Source organism: Gordonia sp. UCD-TK1 (genome assembly GCF_001691435.1).
In the GTDB taxonomy this organism is placed as follows: domain Bacteria; phylum Actinomycetota; class Actinomycetes; order Mycobacteriales; family Mycobacteriaceae; genus Gordonia; species Gordonia hongkongensis.
Window position 1 is genome coordinate 13,276 of sequence record NZ_LZMP01000003.1, and the last position, 25,449, is coordinate 38,724.

Sequence of the window (25,449 nt, forward strand, 5' to 3'; positions counted from 1 at the left end):
ACGCGAGCCGGTCGACCCGTCCTCCGGTCTGGTCGGCGTGCGCCTGGGCCTGGGCCTGGGCCTCGTCGAGCTCATCAGCGGTGTAGTACGGAGCTCCCGGCGGGTTGGCCGGGTGGCCGCCCGCACGATGAGGGCCAGGTCGCCAGCTCGACGCGGCCGCGTTGCCGAGGTTCCCACCGCAACACGATCCCGCCGCCTCTACATCAGCTACGGATCGGCGACCGGCTCCTCGCACTGATAGCGAGTCGCGAAGCGCACCGCCGGACGCCTACATGCCCAATCCGCCGGGTTACCAACGCCGGATCGACAGAAATCTGAGATCACCTCAATGGTCTTGTCGCGAAACAAGCGACTACGCGTATCTGCAAAATCGAGGTGTGGCATCTCGCATCAGCGTCGCATAAGTGTCGCACTTAGCATCGCACTAAGTATCGCATTCCCTATGAGATGGAACGGCACCGCAATCGGCAGGCTTCCGATCCGGATTCGATAGGTTCCCGTTTCGTGGCAAGCTGACGCTCATGGACAAGCAAATTCCGGCGTCTGGATCTGGCACGGTCCCCTCGCCTCCCCCACCCGCACCGAGCCCAGGTGCGACGCGGGAGAAGTTGCTCTCTTGGTCGCCGCGCAGGTACTCAGTCAACCGGTTTGTCCTCGTCCAACAGCCTGATGAGACGAAGCCGCGGCCGAGCACGGTGGGCGTGCTGACGAAGGGTCGGCATCACCGCGCGCTGGTCCTCTATCTGCTGCTGCTGACGTGGTGGCCGTGGCTCTCCTTGCGACACACTCCGCTGGCGGCCGAGGTGTGGGTTCGCGCACTGACCGCGGAGGGGCCGGGGACAGCGAACGCGCTCACCTGGTCGCCGTCTACGTTGTCGCGAACGTGGGGCGAGCTCGAGGAACTGGGACTGGTCGAACGTAAAAGGGAAGGACGACTGACCCGCATCGTCCCGCGTCGCGAGGACGGGAAGGACGACTACGTTGCACCGGCTGGTCAGAAGAAGGATTGGTACAACGCCTACTTCACCCTCCCTCATGAGTTCTGGACAGAGCAGCACTTCGCGACGCTGAGTCCTGCCGCCCTCGCGGTGCTGCTGATCGTCTTGAAGGAGACAACGAAGAAGCCTGACGTCGAGCTCCTCCGGGAGAAGATGCAGGACTGGTACGGGATCTCAGGCAAGACGGTGACAAAGGGTATCCAGGAGCTGATGGCCGCTGGCCTGATAGAGGAGCGACTGCGGTGGGAGGAAGACCTGTCCGCGAAGCTCGGGTACGTCAAGCATCACCACTATGGGTTGACGGGTGTTTTCAGCACCGAGGAGAGGGCGGCGCGACGACGCGTAGCGCGGCGCAAGCGCAGGTTGAACGAACGCAAGAAGTCCAAAAAGGCTGCCCAGGAGGCGAAATCATGACTGCGAGCACACCGCCACCGTGGCCGCCGCACACGTGGTCGAAGTACGCATGGAAAACGATCGGCCAGGCGATGCGGTCGACGGCCACAACCGTCCGTTTCGTGGCGATCTTGGCAGCGATCTTCGTGCTGCCCAGCGTTGCCGCTGCGATCTCGTTCGTGATCGTCCGTTCCGTGTACTTCTAGGACTGGAACCGATGACGCTGATCCGGGGTGCTGATCGAGTGAGCTGGAGAGCTTCGAATGAGTAGTTATGAGGAGCGGTTCGAGGCCGGGCTCGCGCATCTGCATCGCTACGTCGCCGCGCACGGTTCGAGCTCGCCGCCGCACGGTTCGACGATCGACGGATTTCTGATCGGGAGTTGGGTCGGCAGCCGGCGCACCGAGTACCGCAGGGGCCGGTTATCGGCCGAGCGGATCCGCCGTATCGAGACCGAGTTCCCGGACTGGCGGTGGAACGTACGGGAGGCGATGTTCGACGTCGGCCTGGCGCATCTGCGCCGCTACGTCGCCACCCATGGGACGAGCCGCGTGGGTTACGACGAGGTGGTCGACGGATTCCCGTTGGGGCAGTGGACGAGGGATCGTCGCGCCGACTTCCGCACAGGCCGACTGTCTGCGGAGCGGATCGAGGTGTTTGAGCGCGAATTCCCTGACTGGCAATGGACCCCTCAGACCGCAGTATTCGCGGCCGCGTTCGAGACCGGGATCGGGCACCTGCATCGGTATGTCGCCGCGCACGGCACCCCCAACGCCCCCCGGCGTGATGTGATCGACGGATTCCCGATCGGCACCTGGATCCAGAGCCGCCGCGCCGACTACCGCAAAGGCCGGTTGTCGGCCGAGCGGATCCGCCGTATCGAGACCGAGTTCCCGGACTGGCAGTGGACCATCCGAACCAGCTCGACTCAGGGCACGATCGGTGGCCTGTAATGGGTGGTCCTGATGACCGACGGTTCGAGGTCGGGCTCGCGCATCTGCATCGCTACGTCGCCGCACAGGGTTCGAGCTCTCCCCCGCGCGGCGCAAGGATCGACGGGTTCCCGATCGACGTGTGGGTGGCCAGCAGACGCACCGACTACCGCAAGGGCCGACTGTCGGCCGAGCGGATCGAACGGCTCGCGACCGAGTTCCCGGACTGGCAGTGGAGTGTGCGCGACGCGCAGTTCGACGTCGGCCTGGCGCATCTGCGCCGCTACGTCGCCGCACATGGGACGAGCACCGTGAGTCAGCATGAGGTGTTCGACGGATTCGCCCTCGGACAGTGGGTGACGAATCGTCGCGCCGACTACCGCAAAGGCCGACTGTCGGCGGAGCGGATCGAGGTGTTTGAGCGCGAGTTTCCTGACTGGCAGTGGTCGCCTCAGGCCACGGCGGCGGCCGCCGCATTCGAGGTCGGGATCGCGCACCTGCATCGGTATGTCGCCGCGCACGGCACCAGCAACGCCCGAAATCGGGCGGTGATCGAAGGATTCGCGATCGGACAGTGGGTCGCCAACCGCCGCGCCGACTACCGTAGAGGTCAGCTCGCCACCGAGCGGATCCGCCGCATCGAGGCCGAGTTCCCGGACTGGCAGTGGACCGCACAACGCCGCTCCTGATCCGACATACGGCGCGCGGTGAGGCAACGGATTCAAAACCCGTCCAGTGTCAGTTCGAGTCTGACCCGGGGGCACCGCAGTAAACGTGAGACGGGATTGTCCGGTTCGGTAACGATGTCCGAGTGGGTTGCTATAGGTAGTTGACATTCGATCGGCCAGTGCGTGCCGGTCGCCGCTTGTGTGAAAGGCTCTCCCGCTCAATGGCTATGCCTCCGCTCCCCCCTGCCGTCTCCTCTCCAGAGTCGCCTGCCACCCCGTCACCTCGCAGGACTCGCAAGCGGGTCTTGGTCGGCAGCTGCGCGGCTGTGCTTGCCCTGGCGCTGGGGGCGTGCGGGACGACCGACACGACCACCGAGCGTGTCGCTGACACCTCGACCCTGCCTGCGACGACGACGTCGGCCGCGACGGCGTCGGAGGTGGTGTCGCTGCCCACGGCGACGCCGGTCGTCACGGTGTCGGCGGCGCCGGCCGCGAACAAGGCGCTGGCGACGCTGGACACGCTCGAGGTGAAGGGTCGCGCACCCAAGACGGGGTATGACCGTGCCTTGTTCGGGCTGGCCTGGACCGATGACGTGAACGTCGACAGTGGCCACAACGGCTGCGACACCCGCAACGACATCCTGCGCCGCGACCTCACCAACATCGTGCTTAAGCCCGGCTCGAACGGCTGCGCGGTGCAGTCCGGGACCCTTGCCGACCCCTACACCGGCACCACCATCCCGTTCGTGCGTGGCCCCCAGACCTCGTCGGCGGTGCAGATCGACCACGTCGTCGCCTTGTCGGATGCATGGCAGAAGGGCGCCCAGCAGCTCTCCGCGGCTCAGCGAGCGGACTTCGCCAACGATCCGCGCAACCTGCAAGCCACCGACGGCCCCACCAACCAGCAGAAGGGCGACGGTGATGCCGCGACCTGGCTGCCGCCGAACCGTTCCTACCGCTGCACCTACGTCGCCCGTCAGGTCGAGGTCAAAGCCGCCTACCAGCTGTGGGTGACCCAGGCCGAGAAGGACGCCATCACCCGCGTCCTCGGTAGCTGCGGCGCCGCGGTTCCGGCACCGACGACCCGCCAGGTCCCCAACACCCGCACCTCGACGGCGGCTCCGCTCCCGGAACCGGCCTACACGCCGCCGACGACGACCTACACCCCGCCACCTGCGGCTGAGGCACCCTCGTCGGTCTACTACGCCAACTGCTCGGCAGTCCGCGCCGCGGGCGCGGCCCCGATCTACGCCGGCCAGCCCGGATACAGCCGCAAGCTCGACCGCGACGGCGACGGCGTCGCCTGCGAATAGCGCTGACCGCCAGCGGCATCGACACACCTACGAGGAGAAAAGCGCAATGATTAGCGCCCCGAAAAACAGGTCCCGCTACGTCTGGTGGGGCGCCCTCGTGGGTTTCGTGCTCGGCGGCACTCTCGCCATCGTCTCGCTCCTGGCGGATGCGGGGCAGGTATACGACGAGGCTGGAGATACCACGGTTGAGCAGAGCAGCTTCACCGTTGGCCTTGCCATCGGCTCGTTCCTGATTGCCCTCGGAGTCGCTGCAATCGGAGCGCTCATCGGACTGCTGATCGGCCTGCTCAAGCGGCGCCGTCACGAGGCACAAGCAATGGTGGTGGCCCAGCACGACGGACCCTCGCTACGCAAGGAACCTGACCCTGGCCGGTAGCCCACACGCCGTCACGGCGGTCCTTTCGAATCGTGGTGACGGCGGTTTAGGCTGCGGTCGCGGCTCCCTTCCCGGGTGCTGCGAACCCTGTCGTCGAGAACTCTCAAGGAGTGGTCATGGCTGGAATTGCGGACAAGTTCGACAAGGCATACGAAGACAAGTCGTTGGCCGAGCTGGCCGACGCACCTGTCGCGGCGCTGCAAGGCGTCAGCGACGGCGACGCCGAAAAACTTCAGGCGGCGTTCAATATCAAGACCGTGCGGGACCTGGGCACCAACAAGTTCTTCCTCTGGGCCCAGGCGGTTGCCAAGCTCGCTGAGTAGACCGGCCAGCCCGCGCGGAATACCGCGGGCGGGGTCACCGTTGACTGGTGTGACGGTGGCGGGCTCATTGCCCCGGGCCTCACCCCTTTCCGCCGCTGCGTGCGGCCACTCGCCGAGAGGCGCACTGACCGGCACCGTCCACCTACACACTGAGGCCGTCGACCCGATACGGGTCGACGGCCTCAGTCGTGACACGGCAAACAGACGATCAGGAGGGCAGATGGCGGGAATGGCGCCAATGCTCGCGACTCCTGGTCCTCCCCCGTCGGGTTCAGGCTGGTCCTGGGAGATGAAGTTCGATGGTCAGCGCTGTATTGCCCGAGTCGCCGGTGATGAGGTGTTGCTGTTGAGCCGCAACCTCAGCCCGATCACCTCGACCTACCCCGAGATCACGGCCGCCCTGGTGAACGCCAGTGGTGGCCGCGACGTCGTGGTCGACGGCGAAATCGTGGCTCTCGACGCCGCCGGGCGGCCGTCGTTCTCGCTTCTACAACGACGCATGCACACCCCGCGGCCGGGCCGGCGGTTGCGCGCCGACGTTCCGGCGGCGTTCTATCTGTTTGACCTCCTGGAGCTCGACGGCGCCGACGTCGGATCACTGCCCTACCTCGCGCGCCGCGAACTGCTCGACACCTCGCTCACCAATATCGGCGCGGTGCAGGTCACCCCGTACTGGCCTGACAGCTCCGCCGAACCGATGCTCGAGCTCGCGACGACGTTCGGCCTGGAGGGTGTGGTCGCCAAGCGAGCAACGTCGAGATACGTGCGGGGGCAGCGGTCCCCGGCGTGGGTCAAGGTCCCGTTGCGGCTCAGCGCCGAAGTGATCGTGTGCGGGTGGACCGGCCGCGCGGCCATGGTGCGGTCGCTGCTGGTGGGCGGCTACCGACCCTCGGGTGAGTTGGTCTACCTCGGCGAGGTCGGTACCGGGTTCACCCAGCGGCACCGCCGCGAGATCGCCGAACAACTCGCGGCGATAGCGCGCCCCGAGCATCCGTTCACTGCAGAACACTCCCCCACCAGGATCAGAAACGTGCGGTGGGTGCGACCGGTGTTGATCGGCACCATCGAGTACCGCGAACTCAGCCGCCGGCTGCGACATCCCTCGTGGAAAGGCTTGCGCACCGACAAAACCCCGGATGAGGTGATCTGGCCCGAACCCGACACCCAGCCCTGACTACTCGGACGTCGCTCACCCACCTGCACAACGCAACCACGATGGCCCTGTGGCAACCGACCCGCCGGGGAGGGCGGCAGCGCAGCGCCAGCGGAGTCAGCTCGTGGCTTCTCCGAGTCGTTCGACCTGTCCGCCGACCTCATCGGCGTACGCCTGGGCCTCGGTGGCTTCGTCGTCGGTGTAGACCCGAACACCGGCCGGCCTACCGGGCGGCCGCACGATCAACGTCAGTTCCCCGATCGCGACGCGGCCGCGTGTGGGTGCGACGCGATTCGTGGGCCCGGCCCCGGCATCGTTGTTCTCGGTCATCGCTCGGCGGCGTCCTCTCGCGGTTGCAGCGCCTCAGGCGGCACCCACATCGTGATGACGGCCGACGAGACGTGATTGGCGCTTTCGACCGGCATCTGACAAATACCGCGCCACAGACCATTTGAGACCTGCAACCACGCCAAAAGAAGCGCCGGCATGGTCGGCTCGATACGTGCACCGGAGGCACGCACCCGCAGCGACACTCCCCCACCGGCGGCATACGACCGTCCGCAGGACGGGTCAGCGATCGCCATGTCGATCAACACGGGCCTGGGCGGGTCGACCACGCGTAGTGTTCGGGTGTCGGGCCAGCGATCGAACATGCTCACAGTTTAACCCCACGGGTCGAATAGGTGTTCGATGGTCGTGTAGTTTGTACGGGTAGGCGGGGGTGTGACCGGAAGGGAAGTCCGGAACTGTACGCACCCCCGCCGTTCCCACCGCGGGAGGTGAATCGGTGGATGCGCGACCACGGTTGCACGTGACCCAACGTGCCATCCTCACCGAGGACGACAACGGTGTCTGGACGGGCCGCTATGGCGGAGAAAACTGGTCTGTGACAGCGGATTCCGAAGAAGACGGTCTCCAACGTCTGCGCGAGAAGCTCGAATCACTCCTCTACGACGACGAGCGCGCCGCACGCATCATCTCCCTCGGGGAGCAGGCCGCCCAGGGCAGCTACACCGAAGAGGGTTTCGAGGCGCGTTTCATCAACCAGGAGGCCTACGAGGATCGGACGATCGAGGCGATGGAGACCTATTTCGACCAGGACTGACCCCTGACGTCTGCCGCCTGACGGCCCCAGCTCTGTCCGCTGATGCAGCGGTGGGACTCGACACCGCAGATCTTCGCCGCAGTAGTGTATCGTCATGCGACCTACTGAGAGGGCGTGGCCGGGCCGGCCTGCCGGGCCGTTGGACAGAGGTATCGCGACGGTGCCCCGGGGACTCAGATTGCGCCGCTGTTCGCCGCGAACATCGCGGCGTAGAGGACTGCCACGGTCCGGGATGCTTGCTCGCGGACAGCGCTGTCGGGGTCGTAGAGGTAGGCCTCGACCGTGCCGATGAGATGGACTGGGGTCGGTCGGAACCGTCGAAGGCAGGCTATCGCTGTCGCCCGCACGCTGGGATCGCCGATTTGGTCGGCAATGAGATGCACATCCCCGTGCTGGCCATGCTCGGTCAGGCACTCGAGGATCCCCGATCGACAGGCACCCAATCCGCGGTCTGCTGCGAGTCTCGATAGTTCGTCGCGATGGTCGCGGGATGCCAACTCCCGCAGCGCTTGCGCCGCTTCGGTCAAAACTTCAGCGCTCACTGGTGGCTGAAGGTAGAACTGGTCGATGAGAACCTCGGCGGCGCCGCAATCGCGGGTGCCGGTGCTGGCCAACGACCGGCAGAGATCGATCCGGAGTTGATCGACCTCGCTGCTGTCGGTGAACCCGGATCGTTCCTCGACATGGCGCAACCAGTCCACGAGAACGCACGTTGGACAGGACATCCGTCGCGTGTCGGCTACGCCGAGGTGTCCACGCGAGTGTGGCGAAGAATCGGCGTGTGCGAGGTCGGCGGCGAGGCGCTGGTAGACGCGCTCTCGCCTCGACGTCGCTGTCACATCGGTCCTGTCGATCGGCGGTCGACTTTTCCCTGCGTGGGTAGCGCGGGAACGCAGCCTGGCATCGCGAGTCCTTACCGTCCGGAGCCGCCGCGGATCGGCTGGCTGTTCGGAGGGTCTGATGCATTGGGGCTGCCGTGATGTTCCGCTCAGACCGATCAGCCGGACATGCCTGGCCCACGGCGTCGGTGGAACTGAGCTCCTCAGGTGTTACGTCGAGCTGATCACTGACCGCCGGGAAGCTGGGTGATGGCCGCGGAGTCGATCACTGCCCACGCCCGCGGGCGACCCGGCGATCCAAGGCTTGTGCGGTGTCAGTTGCAGGTTGCCGAGAACTCGAATTGCTTGGTGATAGGTACGGCAAGATCCCAGCTTTCCGCGGTCCCGCGAACCGTATTCGGGAACCGTCTTCGTAGACGTCTTCGACCGATCCTTTGCCTCGCTTGGCGGTGTAAAGGACCCCATCGAGTCCGAACGACACCCTCACGAGTTTCGGTGGATTGCCCGCTTGGAGATCGGCAATGAGCCCGGGCTGCCCGTCGGTGGGGTCCTGTCCGGTGATGCTGATGGAATCGCTCTGTCGGTAGCACATGAACTCAGCCGGGTCGATGCCCGGAAGTGGCTGGCCGTCGACGGTGACGCTGAGTTCGGCGTAGGGGATGTCGATCTTGGACAACTCCGGCCGCGTATCCGCGGCTTCGGAGGCATCGGATTCCGAACATCTGGCTACTACGAGGCCTACCCACGATGCCACCAGCAGTGGCACCACGAAACGCTGACGGCTAGCCATAACTCTGTCTCCCCCTGGGCTGGTCGTGAGGCTCACGATCTGCTTGCTTGCTGCGGGACTGTACCGGCCGAGACCGCGAAGGGAAGGCACCGGATCGCCGCAGCGCCGATCGGTCACATACCGCCGGGGTCGCCGACGACGAAACACACACCGGCTGGGAACCAGGCGGGGTCCTTGCTGCAACTCATCACCGTGCAGCCATTGATTCGCGCGTCACCGACAGGGATATCCCTGCCGCCGCACCCCCGAATGCGGTCGGCTTCTGCGCACACGTCCGTGCGCGCGGCGGCCCCGAGCGGCACCGTCCGAGTGCGAGACCCGCTCGCGCACAGGGGCAATACGTCACTGGCGATGTCGTCAGCCGCGAGGGAGGCCCACCGTTTCTCGGTTGCAGTCATGCAGCTGGTGTGCGAGGTGATCGGACGCCATCGAGGACCTTCTCGTCTTGGCGAGACGGTCGCTCCGGCCATCGCGGACCAGATCGCGGTACTGGTCCGTCACGACGCCTTCCATATCGCGAAGACGGTTGCCGCGACGGCAGATAGGACCCAGAAGTCCTCGATCGGGCCATCGGTGCATCGACTGCATGTACAGCTGTGTGACCCCTGCGGCGCCGAGATCTTCGGTTCCGTCACCACGGACGGCCAGGTGCGGCCATTCGCCGCCCGCGTCGAGCGCAGACCATGTCGGATACGTGCCGCCGCGCGGCCGGGCAGCCGATCCACTCTGGGCCGTGTCGCCTATCGGTGGCAGCTGGTTGCTCTCGAGTTCCGCTGAGTCCACGGCTGGCGCTGACATCTGTCATCGGCTCGGCGTGACCTATCCTTTCCCGGTGGTTGCGCAGTCGTCGGTGTTGGCTCGGAGATGGGCCGATTCTGCACCGTTGCGTGCCCAGCAGTGGGGCCTGATCACCAGCGCCCAACTCCAGCGCCTCGGCGTGAGCGGGTCGAGTCAGCTTCTGCTCCGGCGCAACGGATTGCTGGTGTCGGTGGCCAGAGGTGTGATGCGTGAACCCCGCCCGCCGGCGGACGACCTGCTGGCCGCAGCCCAGCTGGCCTGGGTGTCAGCAGCGCCGGGTTCGACTCCGGAAGAACGGCTTTCGGCTGAGCGGCCAGACTATGTGGTCACCGCGTACACCGCGCTGGCCCTGCATGGACTCGCCGATCCCCCAGTCGAGACGCTGCCGCAGCTGGCAGTTACCGGGCGCTTCCAGCACCGGCAGACCGCCACCTACGCGATCGTTCCTCGCCAGGCAGATCTGTCGTGGGATGACGTGGCGGTCCTCGACGGACTGCCCGTCTTCACCCCAGCCGCGGCGATCCGCGATCTCGCCGCACACGGTGGCGCCCGGTTCGCCGACGACCTGGCCGACTACTTCACTGCTATCGCCGGAGCCGCGGCGGGGCACCCCGATCGTGCCGCCATCGTCGCCGCGATCGCGGCCACCGGTGTCCGCCTGGACGCCCCGTCGTCTCCCCTGCCCCCACTGCTGGCTGGCAAATGGGCCGATACCGCGTCGCTGCGGACGGCCCAGTGGGGCCTGATCACCAGCGCCCAGCTCCAGCAGCAGGGCGTGACCCGCAGCGATCACGTGCAGCTGCGCAACGCGGGCCTAGTGGTTCCCGTCGCCAACGGAGTGATGCGCGAAGCCGACCGTCCCGGTGAGGGCGTCCTTCCCGCGGCGCAGCTGGCCTGGGTAGCGGCCGTGCGGGATTCGACCCCTGCTCAACGGTTAGCGGCGCCCCGTCCTGACTGTGTGGTCACCGGCACGACCGCCGTGGCCATCCATGGCCTCGGCCAGCCCGGTGAGGGACTGCCGCAGCTCGCGATCACCAAGGCACCGAAGAACGGTGGACGTACGACCACGACCGCCCGATATCTAGGCCGCTCGACGGCGTTGTCGTGGGACGACGTCGATATCGTCGATGGCCTGCCGGTGTTCACCCCGGCTGCGGCGATCCGCGACCTGGGCCAAGACAGCCGTGGTCGGCTCGTCGATGACCTCGCCGGCTACTTCGCCGACATCGCCATCGCTGCTGCCGACCGCCCCGATCGCGACGCCATCGTGGCGGCGATCGCTGCCTGCGGCGCCCGCCTGCGCACGGTGGTCTGCGATGCGCGCGCCATCCTCGACCGGGTCTACCGCACCGCGGGTGTCTGCGACGACGACCTGTTGGCGGCCACCATTTGGGGTGGCCAGTGGCAGCGGCGCTTCACCGCCGAGCGGGTCCAGCACATCGTGGCTACTGCGCTGTCGGTCGCCCTCGACACCATCGCCGACCAAGCCGAAGACGATCTGTCCGCCACCCTGATTCAGATGTTAGAACGCAACGGACAAGCGCGTAAATGTGTTGTACCCGAATGCGAATGGTGGGCGGTGAAACAAGACCGTTGTTATGAACACTCGATCCAGCGGCGACGCGAGCGCGTGCTACTCGACCCCGCAGGCGTCGATTCCTCCACCACGCCGACTCCTCGCCGGTCAGGACATGGCTGGTGGGGCCACCTCGACGACGACGGCGAGACAATCGCGTGCCATGAATGCGGTGAGCGTTTCCGTGCGCTGACCCGCACCCATCTGGAAACCCACGACCTGACCGCCCGCGAGTACAAACAACGCCACGGCATCGAACAGCGCATCGGGTTGGTCTCCACCGAGATTCGCGAGCGGCAGCAGCACCAGGTCGCCACCAACCCCCGCTACTCGGAGCGGTTCCGCCGCAACCCGAACGCGCCACGCCTGACCGATCTACCGTCAGCCCTCCTCGACGACCAATCTCGCTGATTGACGTCTCGTTCGACGCTATTGACCTGTCGCTGCGGCGGTGTCGCGTAGCAGCTCGGCGAGTTGGGTGCGGGCTCGGTTCAATCGGGATTTGACGGTCTGAACACCAACGCCCTGGTGGGCGGCGATATCGGCGTAGGTGAGATCACCGAATTCACGCAGCACCACGGCTTCTCGGAAATCCTCGGGTAGCTGTGCCAGAGCTTCGCGTACCGCGTCGCGCAGCGCGATCTGGTCATCAAACGCTGACTGGTGGGCGTCGTCGACGAGTTGGATCGGCTGGTCAGGGTCGGTGAAGTCGGTGATGGTGGTGTTGGCTTTGCGGCGCCGCACGACCATCAGGGCGTTGTTCGCGGCCACCCGGTGCAACCAGGTGCTGAACTTCGACTCACCGCGGAACTTGTGCAGGTTCTGCCACGCCGCGACGAGGGTGTTCTGCAGGGCGTCCTCGGCGTCATGGGGGTTGGAACAGATGTTGAGGCACACCGCCCACACGTGCGTGCGGTGAGCGCCGACGAGCTCGGCGAAGGCGTGCTGGTCGCCGTTACGTGCTTGCAGCAGCAGACGTGCTTCGTCCATCAACTCCCCCAACCCGATTCTCAGATGTCGTCGTGCGTGTCGTGGGCACCAGGGTGCGGGTCCTCGACACCCGCGTCGGCGAGGTCGACACTCGCGCTGCCCTCCTCGGCGGGCGGGAGCTGTCCCTCCTCGGCGGCGTCTTGGGCGGCGTGAGCGACCGGCGGATCAGCCGGCGCCTCGGGCGGGCCGTCGGGGTCGTCGTCGCCCAGGTCGATGTCCTCATCGACGTCGGTCGGCGTGGTGTCATCCATGTCGGGGACGGTGTCGGGGTCGGCGACGGCGTCGGGGTCGAAGGCGGCCTGCAACGCGCTGTCCCACACTCCCGGCGGCAGATCGGCGGCGAGGGTGGCGGGGTCGATGCCGAGTGACGCCAGAACCGGCGACGGTTCGTCCTCCTGCATGTGTTGACCTCCGTTTCTGGTGAGGTGGTCGCCGACGAAGGTCGCCGTCGGCCCGGTCACCAGGTGAGATGTTACGGCCCACCCACGGTGTTCCCGACCAGGTCCCGACAGCTGTGATGTAATCCTCCTCGCCAGATAGACGCGGATTCGGGGTCGCGGCGATCGTGGGCGGGAACATTCCTCATTCCTGGTGGCAACAGATTCCCGACACGCTCACAGACCGAGTTCGAAAGAGGACCCACCATGTCCGGTACCCCCAGCAGCGACGCCCCCATCATCAGCCCCGACGAGCCCTACAACCCCGACGCCACCCCCGCCGATGCACCCGCCCCCGCCCCGGAAGCCGCCGACGGCCCGGCCGGCGAGGTGGTGCACACCACCGACGACGCCGGCAACGCCATCGACGTGCACTACGACGAAGCCGGCGAAGTGGTCCTGATCGAGGCCGACACCGATGGCGACGGCCAGATCGACACCGCAGCGGCACCGACCGCCGACGGCGGCGCCGTCATCGCCAGCGACCTCGACAGCGACGGCGTCGTCGACGAAGTCGCCCACCTCAACGCCGACGGCGACCTCACCCAGGTCGATTCCTACGAAGACGGGCAACTGGTCACCCAGACCCTCGACACCGACGCCGACGGCGCCCCCGACACCGTGCTGACCGACACCGACCGCGACGGCGCACCCGACACCCTGCTCGTCGACACCAACGCCGACGGGGCCATCGACGCCGTCGCTGTCGACACCGACGGCGACGGGCAATTCGACGCCGTCGCGCTCGACACCGACTTCGACGGCCAGGCCGACGTCTACGGCCAGGACACCGACGGTGACGGCGAGCTCGACCTCTACAGCGACGACACCGGCACCTACAGCGACACCCCGGACGCCCCCGAAGACACCACCCCCGGCGGCCACGACAGCGACGCCCTCGTCTGACCCCCGCCCGAGGTCAACCACAGCGAATGCCCGACCCCCAGCTGGGGGTCGGGCATCGCTGCGTGTGGGCTTGACCGCCTCGGCGTCAGAATCCGCGGAAGATGCCGTCGGTGTCGGCGGCATCGACGAACTCGGCGAAGTCCATGTTGGCCAGGGCGAGGTTGTTCTCGATCGACCACATCGCAGCGGGCACGACCCGCACGCTCCGATTCGAAGTGTCCTCGCCGTCAAGATTGATGGCCAGGATCGGGTGGTCGGGATGGGACAGAGTCTGGGTATCGCACAGGAACACGTAGAACGGCGGCGGTTCCCCGATCGCGTTCACGAGCTCGTCGACGGTGATGTTGTCGTAGGTGGGGTCATCGACCAGGGTGAGATCGGCAGAGAACCCGTCGACAGGATCGGGAGCCAGCGCCGCATTCGACACCGTCGTCCAGGCCTCGGGATCGCTGAAATCGCCGCGGATCAGCAGTGACAGGTTGGCCAAGTGGTCGGCGTCGAGCGGTCCAGACACAGAGGTCGCGGTGTCGGTCGTCATGGCGGCGTCGATGCGTTCCTGCACCTCAGCGTCCTCGAACGAGGCTCGCGACCCGGACGGCGTGTAGCGGATGACCTCGAGGCCGGCCGGCCCGGGGATCGGCCAGATGTCGACACGCACCTGCAAGGCGGGATCGGTGGGCCGCCGGTCCCGACAGGACACGCGAACCATGTTCCAGCCGTCGGGGATCGATGCCAGCACCGGGCCGACGATGCGGTCATGTTCGCTCTGCGACGACCATACCAACGGCTGCATCGTCACAGGTAGGTAGCCGAATTCGGCGCCACCCTGCTCGACATGAACCCAGCCGTCGCCAGCAGCCAGCAACGGGGGCTCGACGTCGTGGGTTTCGAGATCGACGACCATCGGCGCCGACGCATCAGGGATCAGGAACGTCAACTCGGGAAGCCGCGGTGGGTCGAACCCCGGCTTACCGGGTTCGTAGTTGAGCGTGTAGTCCTTGTCGTCCTGAATGCCGATGCTCAGCAGATGCTGGCCGTTGTGCCAGCTCTGATACTGCTCGGACTGGCGGGATGCGAATGCGCCAGTGAGGGCGATCAATCCAGCATTCCGATGTTCGTACTGTACGTGCGCCACAACCACTCCTCGTTGCTGTTGACCCCCACAGCACGCTCTTCTAGCGGCTGCCCCAGCCGCCACCCTAGGGCCGAACTGCCCGTGATCGCGCCGACGACACACCCGCCTGCCCAACGGCGTTGATCCTGCATCGTGCTGCCGGGAACATTCTCGGTTCCCCGTGGCAACCAATCCTCAGTTGCTCACGCAGAGCACATTTCTCGCCCCGATGAACGAGGCGGGACTGCCAGCACAAGGGCGTGGCGATTCGCTGCGACAGGACCAGAGGACACTCCGATGAACAAGACCGTCATGACCATTGCCGTTGCCGCCGTGTCGATGGGCGCCGTCGCGAGCGGGTTCGCCGCCGGCACCGCCGAGGCCCAGCCGGGGCATCAGCGCAGCTGGGTCACCGACGACGGCTGGAGGGCCTCGATCGCCTCCACCCACGAGAAAGTGCAGAAAGTCGCGCCGCTGTCCTCGGTGCCGACGTCGCGGGAAGCGTTCATGTCGATGCGGGCGGTGTCCACGCTGACGCCACCGGCCGGGCAGGCCGGCGCGCCGATCACCGGTGAACTCGAGGCCGGGTACATGATCGGGTGCGCGGTGCAGCTGGAATCGGTGACCGGCAGTGTCGGGGCGAGCCTGGGCATCGGCGGTAGCGGCGGCGGCGGTGTCAGCGCGGCCGGCCCCAGCGGCAACCTGTCGATCAGTCCGCAGGCCCTGCTGCAGCCAAGCCTGTCGGTGACGATGTCACCGGGCAAGATCACCACCGTCACCTTCGACAAGAAGGCCGTCGGTGCCGGACGTGCGTCGACCACCACCCGCGAAGGCCACATCAGCATCGACGGGTGTGCGGGCCCGGTCGCGGTCCGCTCCTACGCCGTCCTCAAGACCAGCACCCCGAAAGCCAACGACGGCAACGCTGTCTACGGCCGCGTCGTCTACCTGTAAATCAATCGGCCCCAAATCTGCTGTTCGGCGGGAACATTCCACCACCCCGGGAGCAACCCATCTGTGGACGCACCACCGTCGGTGCGCCGCGCACGGTCTGCGACCGCAGACGTGCACAACACCGAAGTCCAGCCAAAGAGCTGGCATGACGAAAGGCACACTCAGATGCGAGTAGGTAAGACGCGAGTGCGTAAGACGATCGGGTCCACCGTGGCGGCCGTCGCGGCGGCCGGTGCACTATCGCTGCTGGGCGGCGGGCTGGCCTCGGCCGCCCCGATTGAGCTGCAGCACGGCGACGACGGGCTGACGACCTACGACTTCGGCGTCGACGGTCAGGACGTCATCGTCGGCGGCACCGGCAACTTCACCTGGCCCTGACAGCCAGCTCGACAGAGCTGAACCGATGACTGCGGGTGGACGTTCTACGTCCGCCCGCAGATCGCTCTTCGCCCCCGCCGCCGACTACCGACTGCCACGAGCCCACTAGTCCGACCACTCGGCGATTGAGAGACCCGGGGCGGTGGCAGCGGTCGCAACATGATCTCTGAACTTTGCGGCGACAGCTATAGTCCATGGCCTATGGGCAGCAAAATGAGTCGAACAGATCAGTTCGACGGTCCTTACGACGTTGTCTATCAGGCATTGCTTACTGGTCTAACTGCGGCCGGCTTCACCTACGAGAGCCGCGATAACCCCATCACCGCGCACTCGTCACGTGCCATTCTCAAGAATCGGTGGGCCGCCACGTTGACAGCAGGAGTCCGCCCTGCGACCGACACCATCACCCTGGTCGACTGGAGTATCGACACCAAGGGCCGTCAGCATCACCTCGTCCTCGACGAGGTTGTGGCTGGTATGCCGATCCAGGCCGCTGTTGGTCCCGAAGTACCGAACCCAACGGAGGCGTCCGCGCCCCAGCCTGCCGTCTCGCCTTCGACTCGAGCGCTCAGAGCAGACGTTGAAGCTGCCGTAGCTCTCGCGAACTTCGGCGAGAGCGACCCTGTCCTGGGGCGGGCCGTTCACCGCCTCAACGTGCTCCTCGCGCCCGATGAACGGGTGCGCATCGTTCTCCACGGGAGTTACGAGCTGAAGTTGGGATTGCTGTGCCTTACCACCGAGCGTCTGCTGTACGTGGGTGAGTACCTCGGACCACGTGTCGAGGTGTTCCCGTTCGACGCGATTGAATCATTGGGCTTCCGAAGAGGTCTCATCACTTCGGATATCGCCATCAACATGGCATCACACGTCGCGCTCTTCAGCGAGCCTCGCCCGACGCAACTCGTCGAGGAACTAGTCGTCGAGACCACAGCCGCCCGAGAGAGCGCGCGCAGACAGAACACCCAGACTGGCCGGACAGGCACTGGTCCACGTGTCGATATTGCTTCTACACTCCGTCATCTCGCCGATCTCTACGCAGAGGGCTTGATCTCCGACGAGGAGTACGGCCGCAAGAAGACCGAGCTGCTCGACCGAATGTAGAGCTATCGCGCCTTCTGCGGGCTTCGCGGTTCCTCGTCATGCGAGGCAGCGGGCAGGTACTCAGCTGATAAGCCCTGAGCGGGTGAGGAATGTGCGGGCATTCTCTACCGACGACAGTTCGGAGACCGAGAGGATCACTCCTGTAGCGGTGTTGGCGTAGCTGATGTCGTATTCGTCGTCGCTCAGGCTCGGCGCGATCTCGGCGGCCGCTTGGCGGTTGGTGTCTTCGACGACGGTGCCCTTTCCTCCGCTGTAGACCCCGTTACGCAGGTTACGAACCTCGCGGGCCGCTTCGTTGTCGTCGACGTTGATGTGGATCCGCAACGAGGGTGAGAGGCCGCCCGCAATCTTGAGGCCACTAAGGGTCCCGCTCTCGTTGAGGTTGCAGTCCAGCTTGAGGGCGCCGTTGTCGGTGAAACTGCCGTTGGTGCAGTCGGTGATCTGCGCTTGCAGGGCGCCGGGGAGTTGCTGGCGGATCTGGTCGGGGTCGGTGAGGATCGGTCCGCCGTCTTCGCCGGTGGGTCCGGCGGCGGTGGTGGTGTCGGTGCCTAGGGTTTGGGTGGCCTGGGGTACATCGGTGGGGTCGTCGCTGCCGCTGGCGGTGGTGACGATGGTGGTCACGATCGCGGCGGCGGCGATGACGGCGGCCGCTGCGGCGCCGATCCGCAGCCAGCGACGCCGCGTTCCGGCGGGCTGGTCGGGGTGTGCTGGGGAGCGCAGCGTGCGGGGTTGGGTGTGCCAGGTCGGCATGAGGTCGGCGGCTTCGGGAATGCCGCGTGGCTGGGTGGGCGCTGAGTCCGCCAACACGGTGAGCAGCGCACCTTGGGCGACAACGGTTTTGGGGTCGTCGAGGGTGGCGACGGGGCCGAGTTCGCCGAGGCGTTGCTGGATGAGGGGGATGCGGGAGGAGCCGCCGGTGAGGTAGAGGGCGGTGAGCTGGTCGGGGTGGGTGAGGCCGGCGTCGGCGAGGGTGGTTCGGGTGAGGTGGACGGCGGCGTCGACGGCGGGGGTGATGAGTTCATCGAACTCGTCACGGGTGATCTGCAGGGTTGTGCGTTCGCTCGGGCCGGGCACGGTGATGGTGGCCGACGGCGTTTCGGACAGCAGCTCTTTGGCCTGCTGGATGGAGTCCTGCAGGGACTGGATGGCGTCGGTGGGGGCGGTGCGGCGCAGCCAGGCGGCGTGGTCGGGGTCGCGGTCGGCGAGGCGGTCCTCGACCCAGCGTTGCAGCAGGGCGTCGAAGTTCTTGCCGCCCAGGCCGTTGTCGCCGCGGGCGGCGATGACTTGGAAGGTGTTGGTGGGGGTGACCTCGAGGACGGCGATGTCGAGGGTGCCGCCGCCGAAGTCGAACACCGCGATCCTGGTGCCGTGTTGCAGGGCGTGGGAGCGGGAGTAGTGCCCGGCCGCGGCGCGGGGTTCGGAGATTGTGGTGATCCGTTCGGCCGGGATGCCGGCAGCCCTGGCGGCGTCGGTGAGGACCTGGATCTGTTGGGGCGCCCACGCTTCGGGGTGGGTGAGCACGACCCGGTCGGGCATGGTGCCGGCGTGTGCGGCGACCCCGCGGCCGATGATGGTGCGCATCACGGCGGCGACGAGCGCGTAGATCGGCAGGGTGTGCCCGTTGGCTGCGATCGCCGGTTGCGCACCGATGAGGCGTTTGGGTGAGGCGATGAACCCGGCCGGGCTCTGTGCGGCGAAGTTGAGGGCGGCGCCCCCGACGAGGACGGTGCCTGCGGTGTCGACGAACACCGCCGAGGGCATCAGGTTGCTGGTGTGGGTCAGCGAGAGCGCTTCGATGCTGCGGCTGGTGGCGCCCGAATGCGCGGCCGCGGAGTTGCTGGTGCCGAAGTCGATGGCCAGAGACCAGGCATGGGTGGCAGATGTCATGGTGTCGGATCGTCCTGTGCGGGAGGGGGTGTCAGTGGCCGGCGGCCAGAGCGGTGTAGGTGCGGATGAGGGTGACCAGGGCGGCGTCCTCGGCCGCCGACCGGGTGGCCAGGGTGCGTTGCTGGGCGGCGGCCAGGCGGCGGTGGGCTTCGGCGGTGACGGCGGCCGGTGGTGGGTGGCCGTCGAGGCCGACGCGGCCGGCGGGGGTGGTGGCGGTGAGGATGGTGCGCAGTTCGTCGGTGACCGCGGCGTCGGGGTCGACGTCGAGCATGCGTTGGTAGTCCTCGAGCACGGTCACCGCGGCCAGGGCCGGGTCGGCGCGCAATCCGGCGGTCAGGGTGCGGATGTGGTCGCGGGCGGGATGGGTGAACGCCAGTTGATCGAGGCGGGCCAGGATGCGGTGGGCGCGGTGCAGCACGGCGAACCGTCCGGTGGCCGCGGTCAGGGCGTGGCGCAGGGCGGCGATCCCCGATCGCTCAGCCAGCCAGGCGTTGAGCGCTGCGGCGCCGTCGGCGGCRACCCGGCGACCGTTGAGGACGCCGTACTCGCCGAGCAGGGCGAGGAGTTCACGCCGGTCGGCCGGCGGTACTCCCCCGCTGGTGGGGTCCTCGGAGTCGAAGATCCGCAGCACGTCCAGCGGTGGGACGTCGCGGAGCTGGGCGAGCAGCGCGGCGTGGCGTTCGGTCAGCATGCCGGTGTGGCTGGTTTGCGCCATCAGCCCGGACACCGGGACGATCGCGTGGACGATCCCGGCCAGCGGGCCGGCCATGGTGGCGGCGTGGGCGGCGGCGTGGGTGAGCGGGTCGCGGCGGCCGAAGGCGCCTTCGCCGAAGGAGTCGGCGCGCGAGAGCACCCCGAGCATGGTCAACGGGGTGAACGGCAGCCGGTGCAGGAACTCGATCTCATCGACGCGGGGTGCGGCGTCGAAGAGGAACACCGCGGCATCGGCATCGATGGAGGCGGTGCGGGTCTGTTCGAAGCCGTCGATCATCACCCGGCGGGTGGCGGCGTCGTTGGCGGCGGTCAGCGTCGACAGGCCGGGGGTGTCGATGAGGGTGAGTTCACGCAGCGCCGCTGAGGGCAGCCACCGGTCGACGTAGGCGACCTCGGCTGACGGGATCGGTAACTCGATCCCGGCTCCGGGGCGCAGCGCGGCGCGGTGGCGGGTGCTGTCGAGGGCGAGGACCTCGGCCCGGGACGGGGACCCGTCGCGGTAGACGGTGACGACGTTGGTGGCCTCAAGGGCGGCGGTCTCGGCGACCGGGGCGCCGATCAGCGCGTTGACCAGCGTGGATTTGCCTGCTTTGAGTCGGCCGACAACGACGACGCGCGGCGGTGACCACAAGATGGTGCCGATCGCGTTGGCGTGGTCGATGCAGTCCCCGCCGAGCGCGGCCAGCTGGTGCAGGCCGCGGTCGAGCGTGGTGTGTACCGAATCTGGTGTCGCGCTACTCATGTCGGGTCTCCGTCGAGCAGTGCTTGGGCGGCGGTGATGCGTTTGTCGACGATGGCCAGGTTCGAGGTGAGACGTTGAGTGGATTTCTCGCGGGTGGCGGCGTCGGCGGCTGCGGCCTCTTGGACGTGGGTGATGGTGGTCTGGAGCTGGTCGATGGTGGCGCGCAGGTGATCTCGGTAGCGGATGACGATGTCGGGGCGGGCTTGGGCGACGGCGCTGTCGAGGAGTCGGCCGGTGGCGGTCTTGGTGGCGGCCAGGGTTTCTCGCAGCCAGGCCAGCAGGTTGGTTTTGCCGGCGCGGATCGCCCGGAAGCTCAAGTTCACTCCGACCCACACCGCGCCGATGACGGCGCCGACACCCATCAGCGCCGACAGCCCGACAAGCCCACCGAGGGTGGAGGACCCGACCACACCCATGGTCAGCAACGTCGGGTCGAGCAGTCCTTGGCGTTTGCTTGTGACCTGGTGGGTTTCGATCTTCTTGTCCTGCATCGAGGCGACGATGCGGTCGCTGATCTGTTCCCACACCGCGGGGTCGTCGGCGAAGCGTGGGGTGATGATCGTGTCGTGCAGCTCGTGCAGAAACCCGGCGAGGGTTTCGGCCATCGCCATCTGCAGATCGACCTGCATGTCGGCGGTGAACTTCTGTTCGCTGCGCCGCAACACCTGCATACCATTGCTGTTGATGTAGGTGGTCCACTTCTCGCGCACCCCATCGAGGCGGCGTTCGAGGTCATCGACCGCCGATTGCCGCAACAGGGTCAGGTCCCGGGCGAGGTATTGCTCCCACTGGCGTGACTGGGCTTGCAGGTCGGTGAGCCGGTCGCGTTCGGCGGTCAGATCCGGCAACGCTTTCGCCCCAGCGGTCAGCGCGGCGAGCTCGTCGGTGATGGTCGTGCGCACAGTACGCAGCCCGTCCAGACAGGTGCGGACCGCATCCAGGTGCGGGGCCGCCGCGGCGGCATCGAGTCGGTCGGTGATCGCCGCGCGCAGGGCGGCGATCCCGGAGTCGACCTCGAGGCGGTGACGCGCCTGCGGGTCGGGGGTCTCGGCAGCCAGGACGGCGAGCAGGCTCGACACCCCGATCACCGGCACCGTGCGCCCCAGGTGCTCGGCAATCAGCCGCTGGTTCTCGGCGACGATCGCCCGCCAGCGGCCCAGGTGTTTGTCGGTTTTCGTCACGGCCACGACGACGGCATCGACACCAGCGCTGGCCTCGCGAACGAAGGTCATCTCCGGGGCCGTGATCGGGGCGGAGGCATCACAGACCAGCACCAGCACGCACGCCTGCTGGGTGGAGTGCGCGGCCAGTTTCGCCAAACCGGGGTCCAGGCCGCCGACACCGGGGGTGTCGATGAGGGTCATATCGGCCACCGCCGCCTCACGCAGCGCGATCGCCGCCGCGGTGGGCAGCTCCTCAACGCTGCGATCACACACCATGCGCCCGCCAGTGGTCACCCAGTCGGCCAGCTCGCCGATCTCAGCCGGCCGCGGGCCGGAGGGAAAGAACAACTCGGCGGCATAAGCGGCGGGCAGATCACCGGTGGTGGTGACCGACACCGCAACCGAGGAGGTGGCATCAACCCCCACCGGGCACAGGTCACGGTAGCCGACCAGGGCGTTGACCAGCGAACTTTTGCCGCGCTGCACCTCGCCGGCCACCACCACGGTGCGCTGCGGGGCCCGATGCAGTTTCGTCTCGGCGAGGTCGGCGACGGCGTCGTGTTTGTAGGCGCGCAGCACTTTTCCCGCCTCAGCCACGACCGCCGCCGCGGCCGCATCAACCCCCGTCTGGGGTGCTGCGGGCGCGTTCACGCCGACCATCGTCTCGTAGCGGTGCCGCCGTTCCCCCGACCGGTCATGGAAAGCATGCTGGTCGAAGCGGCAGGGCAACGCAAAACGCTGGGCGTCAGGCGCCGGCGGTGCAGGCCCAGATGATCGTGCGGGACCCCGGCCCGGACTCACTGTCCGCGGCTACCGCCGCGGACCGTTCGCCCGCGATGGCAGACCCGACTGTGGGGGCGCGAAGGTGGGCGCACTATTCTGCAGCCGAACAAGAGGATCGTGCAGATCCGGGTTTCGGGGGAACCGTTCGGGGTTCGCGCAGCAACACACTGGAACAACACCAGTGTGCAGCGCTAGCCCGGGTGAGGTCGTTGGTCCTCCCGCGGCAGGGGCTGCAGGAGAGAAACGAGACCCTGATGAAGCGTTGGTACCCACTCGCGGCCGCAGCCGCGGTCACCGCGGGCATGCTGGCCGCATGCTCCACCGGCGGCGAACCCGCCCCCGACTCCTCCACAACCGGTAGCGCTGAGCCGACGGTCGATCTGACCGCGCTCGATCCGGGCGCCTACCCCACCGAACCGCGCCCACCGTTCGGCGTTGCCGACGACTCACAAGTGGTGCAGGTCGAAAGCCAGCGAATGGCGCAGTTCATCGTGGTGCCCTTCGAGGTCGACCCGGACCTGACCGCCCCGGACAAATCCAACGCACCGATCACCAGCCGCCGCAACCTGGTGTCCCACATCAACGCCGACGCGGCGGCGGTCCCGGCCAACGACGCACTGCTCGGCGGCTTCTCGTCACTATTCACCACCGCGCCGACCGAACGTGACAACCCGCGTGGCCTGCACAACATGGTGCTGCGCTACGAAACCGCCGCTGATGCCCGCGCCGCCGCACAGCAACTCGCCCAGGTCAGCGCCCGCCAGCAGAACAGCCCCGTCACCAGCCTGCCGGGTGTGGAGGGCGCCTACGCCCTCGAGACCACCCGCAACGACAAGAGCTACTTCACGACCTACACCCCGCACGGGGTGTACGTGATCTATGAGTTCGCCTCCTCCCTGGCGGCCCACTCCGACCAGCTCGAGCCGATGGCCCGCAAAGCAATCACGTTGCAGTCGGCGCTGATCGACCAATTCCCGCGCACCCCAACGGCTGCGGAGAACGCCGCCCGCGGCAACGGCGAAGGTTTCCAGCCGCCAAAGATGGACGAGAACAGCATCCTCATCTACGCCCTGCCCTACACCGACACCGAGATGGAAAACGGCATCACCGGCCGACCACAGCAGAGCATGCGCGCGGTGTACGGGCCGCGCGGCTTGTCGCACTTCTCCAGCGACCCGGCCGGCATCTTCAACGACCTTCGTGCGGCCGGATCGACCGCGAACGCGATCGAGCGTTCCATCGTCTACCGCGCCGACACCGAGGAGCAGGCCGCCACGCTGGCCGCTACGAGCGAAGCCGACGATCAGAAGATCGACGCACCGCCCGGGCTGCCGACCGCCAACTGCTCTGCCCAATCCAGCGCCGACGGCAAGTACACGATTTATCACTGCAAGGTGCAGGTCGGCCGCTACGTCGGAGAAGTGCAGTCGCCCAACAAGACTGACGTCTACCAGCAAGCCGCGGCTCAGTATATGATCCTCACCAAGGCCGACCAGAACGCCAAGTAGACGGGACGAGAGGCGACGATGACGCGCAGTTACCTCGGTCGCTCCATCGCCGCGGCCGCGGCGGTGACCGCAGTGCTGGCCGGCTGCACGGTCGACGGGCAGCCCAGTTCGGCAACATTCACCGACCCTGCCGTGCAGGTTGTGGCCCTCGACACCGGCGACTACCCCACCCGGGCGCGAGCGGCGTTCGGACGCGCGGTCACCGACCCCGAGCGGGTCGAGGCGACCCGGATGGCGCAATTCGTGCTGGCACCGTTCGAGGTCAATCCCGATCTCACACATGGGCAATGGCCTGTCGGCGAGTTCGACGACGCTGCCGGGATCGGTCGCGCGGTCGTCCCGGGCGCGGCCGACGTTCCGGCCAACGCGGAGTTCGTCACCGGATTTGTCACCACCGCCGACAACGGGGATGCCAACGTCGGGGCTGCTCGTCACCTGCTGCGGCATGCGGTCCTGAGATATCGCAGCCCTGCCGACGCCTCGGCCGCCGCTGAGCAAATGAGTGCCGCGGTCGCCGAAATCGACAACAAGCCCATCGTGCCGCTCGACGGGGCGCCGGGCACCCGAACTGTCATCCAAGATTTCGGTGCGTCCACAGCGATCCTGGCTGTCACCGCTCACGACTCGTATGTGTTCTTCGATCGGTACTACGGCCCCACGACGCAGTTCCGTAGCGGAGAGTCGTTGGTGCGTATGGCCAACGCGATCACTCAGCAGAAGATTTTCATCGACGAGTTCACGCCCACCCCCGACGGTGAAACTCCGCTGATCGACCCCGACGTCATCCTCATCTACGCGCTGCCGTTCACCGCGGCCTACCTGCGGGCGAACCCCGAATCCCCTGACCGCGGAGCGGTGTACGGGCCCCGCGGCATCGCCCACACCAGCACCGACCCCGTCACCGACTTCGAGGTACTGACCAAGATTGGCTCGGATGCCAACGCAGTGGAGAACTCGGCGGTCTTCCGCGCGGACACCGCCGAGGGCGCGCGCACCTATCTCGACAGCTTCCTCGGATCCAACCGCACCCGAGGCTGGACCGGCGCCGACAGCCCACCAGGCTTGCCCACCGCCACCTGCCAAAAGCACCCGACAAGCCAAGCACACAGCTGCGCACTGACTGTCGGGCGATATGGCGCCCAGGTCATCGGCAACACCAAAACCGATACTCACCAACAGGCCTCGGCCCAATACCTGATCCTGACGACCGCCGACCAACGAGCACACTGACCGACGACATCGCGCACGTCGTCATCTCCTCGCAGACAGAGGTGCCCGGACCCGCCACTGCGGGTCCGGGCACCGAACTCACCCCGGATGTCAGGGGCGGAAAACCTTCGGCTGCCCAGCGTCACCGATCGGATCGCCGTAGCCACGGCGGGTGAAGTCGTCGTTGTCAACTGGATCGCCGTACTCAGCACCGAATTTGAAGGTGAAGGGCTCCTGACTTTCGGTGGCACCGCCGTGCACTTGGTGGATTCCGAAGTCCGAAACGAACGGGCCCGTCG

General features: G+C 67.0%; 27 protein-coding genes and 1 tRNA gene. 18 read left to right on the forward strand and 10 right to left on the reverse strand.

The window, feature by feature from the left end; translation table 11 throughout:
• Positions 1-695 precede the first annotated feature (695 nt).
• The 9 genes from A9310_RS03015 (at position 696) to ligD (ending at position 6,177) form a co-directional block, all read left to right on the forward strand.
• Complete coding sequence (locus A9310_RS03015) at positions 696-1,412, forward strand: helix-turn-helix domain-containing protein (RefSeq protein WP_254661155.1); 717 nt, start codon at positions 696-698, stop codon at positions 1,410-1,412.
• Entirely contained in the window at positions 1,409-1,597 is a 189-nt protein-coding gene (locus A9310_RS03020) for a hypothetical protein (protein ID WP_005179548.1), read from the forward strand. Before A9310_RS03015 ends, A9310_RS03020 begins: the two co-directional genes overlap by 4 nt.
• Before the next feature lie 57 nt (positions 1,598-1,654).
• Positions 1,655-2,344 carry a helicase associated domain-containing protein gene (locus tag A9310_RS03025; RefSeq protein WP_005179533.1) on the forward strand — a complete coding sequence of 230 codons (690 nt, stop codon included), beginning with the start codon at positions 1,655-1,657 and terminating at the stop codon, positions 2,342-2,344.
• On the forward strand, positions 2,344-3,012 hold the full coding sequence (locus A9310_RS03030; RefSeq protein WP_005179528.1) for a helicase associated domain-containing protein: 669 nt from the start codon (positions 2,344-2,346) through the stop codon (positions 3,010-3,012). The genes A9310_RS03025 and A9310_RS03030 overlap by 1 nt, the downstream gene beginning before the upstream one ends.
• Positions 3,005-3,086: transfer RNA gene (locus tag A9310_RS25810), tRNA-Leu, on the forward strand. Before A9310_RS03030 ends, A9310_RS25810 begins: the two co-directional genes overlap by 8 nt.
• 84 nt (positions 3,087-3,170) lie before the next feature.
• Positions 3,171-4,304: a DUF1524 domain-containing protein gene (locus A9310_RS03035; protein WP_083207234.1), complete on the forward strand. Its 1,134-nt coding sequence runs from the start codon at positions 3,171-3,173 to the stop codon at positions 4,302-4,304.
• Between the two features lie 97 nt (positions 4,305-4,401).
• On the forward strand, positions 4,402-4,680 hold the full coding sequence (locus A9310_RS03040; RefSeq protein WP_139104512.1) for a hypothetical protein: 279 nt from the start codon (positions 4,402-4,404) through the stop codon (positions 4,678-4,680).
• Positions 4,681-4,796: 116 nt separating this feature from the next.
• A complete protein-coding gene (locus A9310_RS03045; RefSeq protein ID WP_044508856.1) occupies positions 4,797-5,003 on the forward strand; it encodes a hypothetical protein in 207 nt (68 codons plus the stop codon).
• Positions 5,004-5,241: 238 nt separating this feature from the next.
• Entirely contained in the window at positions 5,242-6,177 is a 936-nt protein-coding gene (gene ligD, locus A9310_RS03050; RefSeq protein WP_083207235.1) for a non-homologous end-joining DNA ligase, read from the forward strand.
• 96 nt (positions 6,178-6,273) lie between these two features.
• On the opposite strand, the gene A9310_RS03055 is transcribed toward ligD, so the two are convergent.
• Both A9310_RS03055 and A9310_RS03060 read right to left on the reverse strand, forming a co-directional pair.
• The gene (locus tag A9310_RS03055) at positions 6,274-6,486 is read right to left on the reverse strand and encodes a hypothetical protein (RefSeq protein ID WP_065629331.1); all 213 of its coding nucleotides are present in this window, start codon (positions 6,484-6,486) and stop codon (positions 6,274-6,276) included.
• On the reverse strand, positions 6,483-6,809 hold the full coding sequence (locus A9310_RS03060; RefSeq protein ID WP_058253253.1) for a hypothetical protein: 327 nt from the start codon (positions 6,807-6,809) through the stop codon (positions 6,483-6,485). Before A9310_RS03060 ends, A9310_RS03055 begins: the two co-directional genes overlap by 4 nt.
• Positions 6,810-6,943: 134 nt before the next feature.
• Here A9310_RS03060 and A9310_RS03065 point away from each other — a divergent pair, with 134 nt between their 5' ends.
• Complete coding sequence (locus A9310_RS03065; protein ID WP_065629332.1) at positions 6,944-7,261, forward strand: hypothetical protein; 318 nt, start codon at positions 6,944-6,946, stop codon at positions 7,259-7,261.
• A gap of 173 nt (positions 7,262-7,434) precedes the next feature.
• Here the strand turns inward: A9310_RS03065 and A9310_RS03070 are convergent, their stop codons facing one another.
• Positions 7,435-7,962: a hypothetical protein gene (locus A9310_RS03070; protein ID WP_065629333.1), complete on the reverse strand. Its 528-nt coding sequence runs from the start codon at positions 7,960-7,962 to the stop codon at positions 7,435-7,437.
• A 403-nt stretch (positions 7,963-8,365) separates the two neighbouring features.
• Entirely contained in the window at positions 8,366-8,866 is a 501-nt protein-coding gene (locus A9310_RS03075; protein WP_139104513.1) for a lipoprotein LpqH, read from the reverse strand.
• 375 nt (positions 8,867-9,241) lie between these two features.
• Between A9310_RS03075 and A9310_RS26540 the strand changes: the two genes are divergently transcribed.
• Positions 9,242-9,667 (forward strand): Rv3235 family protein, encoded by a 426-nt coding sequence (locus A9310_RS26540; protein ID WP_368072713.1) that lies wholly within the window; start codon positions 9,242-9,244, stop codon positions 9,665-9,667.
• Positions 9,668-9,722: 55 nt separating this feature from the next.
• A complete protein-coding gene (locus tag A9310_RS03090; protein ID WP_175401066.1) occupies positions 9,723-11,675 on the forward strand; it encodes a MucR family transcriptional regulator in 1,953 nt (650 codons plus the stop codon).
• Positions 11,676-11,693: 18 nt separating this feature from the next.
• Here the strand turns inward: A9310_RS03090 and A9310_RS03095 are convergent, their stop codons facing one another.
• Together A9310_RS03095 and A9310_RS03100 are read right to left on the reverse strand one after the other, a co-directional pair.
• Positions 11,694-12,254 (reverse strand): RNA polymerase sigma factor, encoded by a 561-nt coding sequence (locus tag A9310_RS03095; protein WP_065629338.1) that lies wholly within the window; start codon positions 12,252-12,254, stop codon positions 11,694-11,696.
• 20 nt (positions 12,255-12,274) lie between these two features.
• Positions 12,275-12,715 carry a hypothetical protein gene (locus A9310_RS03100; protein WP_065629339.1) on the reverse strand — a complete coding sequence of 147 codons (441 nt, stop codon included), beginning with the start codon at positions 12,713-12,715 and terminating at the stop codon, positions 12,275-12,277.
• 183 nt (positions 12,716-12,898) lie between these two features.
• On the opposite strand from A9310_RS03100, the gene A9310_RS03105 reads away from it, so the two are divergent.
• The gene (locus A9310_RS03105) at positions 12,899-13,597 is read left to right on the forward strand and encodes a hypothetical protein (RefSeq protein ID WP_065629340.1); all 699 of its coding nucleotides are present in this window, start codon (positions 12,899-12,901) and stop codon (positions 13,595-13,597) included.
• 85 nt (positions 13,598-13,682) lie between these two features.
• On the opposite strand, the gene A9310_RS24955 is transcribed toward A9310_RS03105, so the two are convergent.
• The gene (locus tag A9310_RS24955; protein ID WP_139104514.1) at positions 13,683-14,732 is read right to left on the reverse strand and encodes a hypothetical protein; all 1,050 of its coding nucleotides are present in this window, start codon (positions 14,730-14,732) and stop codon (positions 13,683-13,685) included.
• Positions 14,733-15,008: 276 nt separating this feature from the next.
• On the opposite strand from A9310_RS24955, the gene A9310_RS03115 reads away from it, so the two are divergent.
• From A9310_RS03115 to A9310_RS03125, 3 genes are all read left to right on the forward strand, one after another.
• Positions 15,009-15,665 (forward strand): MspA family porin, encoded by a 657-nt coding sequence (locus A9310_RS03115; RefSeq protein WP_065629341.1) that lies wholly within the window; start codon positions 15,009-15,011, stop codon positions 15,663-15,665.
• Positions 15,666-15,851: 186 nt separating this feature from the next.
• Positions 15,852-16,043, forward strand: coding sequence for a hypothetical protein (locus A9310_RS03120; RefSeq protein WP_065629342.1), 192 nt, complete (start codon positions 15,852-15,854; stop codon positions 16,041-16,043).
• A 201-nt stretch (positions 16,044-16,244) separates the two neighbouring features.
• Entirely contained in the window at positions 16,245-17,144 is a 900-nt protein-coding gene (locus A9310_RS03125; RefSeq protein ID WP_065629343.1) for an SHOCT domain-containing protein, read from the forward strand.
• A gap of 60 nt (positions 17,145-17,204) precedes the next feature.
• Here A9310_RS03125 and A9310_RS03130 read toward each other — a convergent pair whose 3' ends face one another.
• The 3 genes from A9310_RS03130 to A9310_RS03140 are packed head-to-tail and all read right to left on the reverse strand — an operon-like array spanning position 17,205 to position 22,310.
• A complete protein-coding gene (locus A9310_RS03130; protein WP_065629344.1) occupies positions 17,205-19,031 on the reverse strand; it encodes an Hsp70 family protein in 1,827 nt (608 codons plus the stop codon).
• A gap of 31 nt (positions 19,032-19,062) precedes the next feature.
• Positions 19,063-20,487 (reverse strand): GTPase, encoded by a 1,425-nt coding sequence (locus A9310_RS03135; protein WP_065629345.1) that lies wholly within the window; start codon positions 20,485-20,487, stop codon positions 19,063-19,065.
• Positions 20,484-22,310 (reverse strand): dynamin family protein, encoded by a 1,827-nt coding sequence (locus A9310_RS03140; protein ID WP_065629346.1) that lies wholly within the window; start codon positions 22,308-22,310, stop codon positions 20,484-20,486. The genes A9310_RS03135 and A9310_RS03140 overlap by 4 nt, the downstream gene beginning before the upstream one ends.
• A gap of 332 nt (positions 22,311-22,642) precedes the next feature.
• Here A9310_RS03140 and A9310_RS03145 point away from each other — a divergent pair, with 332 nt between their 5' ends.
• A complete protein-coding gene (locus A9310_RS03145; protein ID WP_139104515.1) occupies positions 22,643-23,941 on the forward strand; it encodes a hypothetical protein in 1,299 nt (432 codons plus the stop codon).
• 18 nt (positions 23,942-23,959) lie between these two features.
• Complete coding sequence (locus A9310_RS03150; RefSeq protein WP_065629348.1) at positions 23,960-25,171, forward strand: hypothetical protein; 1,212 nt, start codon at positions 23,960-23,962, stop codon at positions 25,169-25,171.
• The last annotated feature ends 278 nt before the right edge of the window (positions 25,172-25,449 follow it).

Bases quoted from the DNA above. Each gene is read 5' to 3' on its own strand.
- A9310_RS03150 (WP_065629348.1), top strand. From the start codon at position 23,960: ATGACGCGCAGTTACCTCGGTCGCTCCATCGCCGCGGCCGCGGCGGTG.
- A9310_RS03115 (WP_065629341.1), top strand. From the start codon at position 15,009: ATGAACAAGACCGTCATGACCATTGCCGTTGCCGCCGTGTCGATGGGC.
- A9310_RS26540 (WP_368072713.1), top strand. From the start codon at position 9,242: ATGTCGTCAGCCGCGAGGGAGGCCCACCGTTTCTCGGTTGCAGTCATG.
- A9310_RS03020 (WP_005179548.1), top strand. From the start codon at position 1,409: ATGACTGCGAGCACACCGCCACCGTGGCCGCCGCACACGTGGTCGAAG.
- A9310_RS03055 (WP_065629331.1), bottom strand. From the start codon at position 6,486: ATGACCGAGAACAACGATGCCGGGGCCGGGCCCACGAATCGCGTCGCA.
- A9310_RS03025 (WP_005179533.1), top strand. From the start codon at position 1,655: ATGAGTAGTTATGAGGAGCGGTTCGAGGCCGGGCTCGCGCATCTGCAT.
- ligD (WP_083207235.1), top strand. From the start codon at position 5,242: ATGCTCGCGACTCCTGGTCCTCCCCCGTCGGGTTCAGGCTGGTCCTGG.
- A9310_RS03105 (WP_065629340.1), top strand. From the start codon at position 12,899: ATGTCCGGTACCCCCAGCAGCGACGCCCCCATCATCAGCCCCGACGAG.
- A9310_RS03140 (WP_065629346.1), bottom strand. From the start codon at position 22,310: ATGGTCGGCGTGAACGCGCCCGCAGCACCCCAGACGGGGGTTGATGCG.
- A9310_RS03125 (WP_065629343.1), top strand. From the start codon at position 16,245: ATGGGCAGCAAAATGAGTCGAACAGATCAGTTCGACGGTCCTTACGAC.
- A9310_RS03095 (WP_065629338.1), bottom strand. From the start codon at position 12,254: ATGGACGAAGCACGTCTGCTGCTGCAAGCACGTAACGGCGACCAGCAC.
- A9310_RS03060 (WP_058253253.1), bottom strand. From the start codon at position 6,809: ATGTTCGATCGCTGGCCCGACACCCGAACACTACGCGTGGTCGACCCG.
- A9310_RS03130 (WP_065629344.1), bottom strand. From the start codon at position 19,031: ATGACATCTGCCACCCATGCCTGGTCTCTGGCCATCGACTTCGGCACC.
- A9310_RS03030 (WP_005179528.1), top strand. From the start codon at position 2,344: ATGGGTGGTCCTGATGACCGACGGTTCGAGGTCGGGCTCGCGCATCTG.
- A9310_RS03045 (WP_044508856.1), top strand. From the start codon at position 4,797: ATGGCTGGAATTGCGGACAAGTTCGACAAGGCATACGAAGACAAGTCG.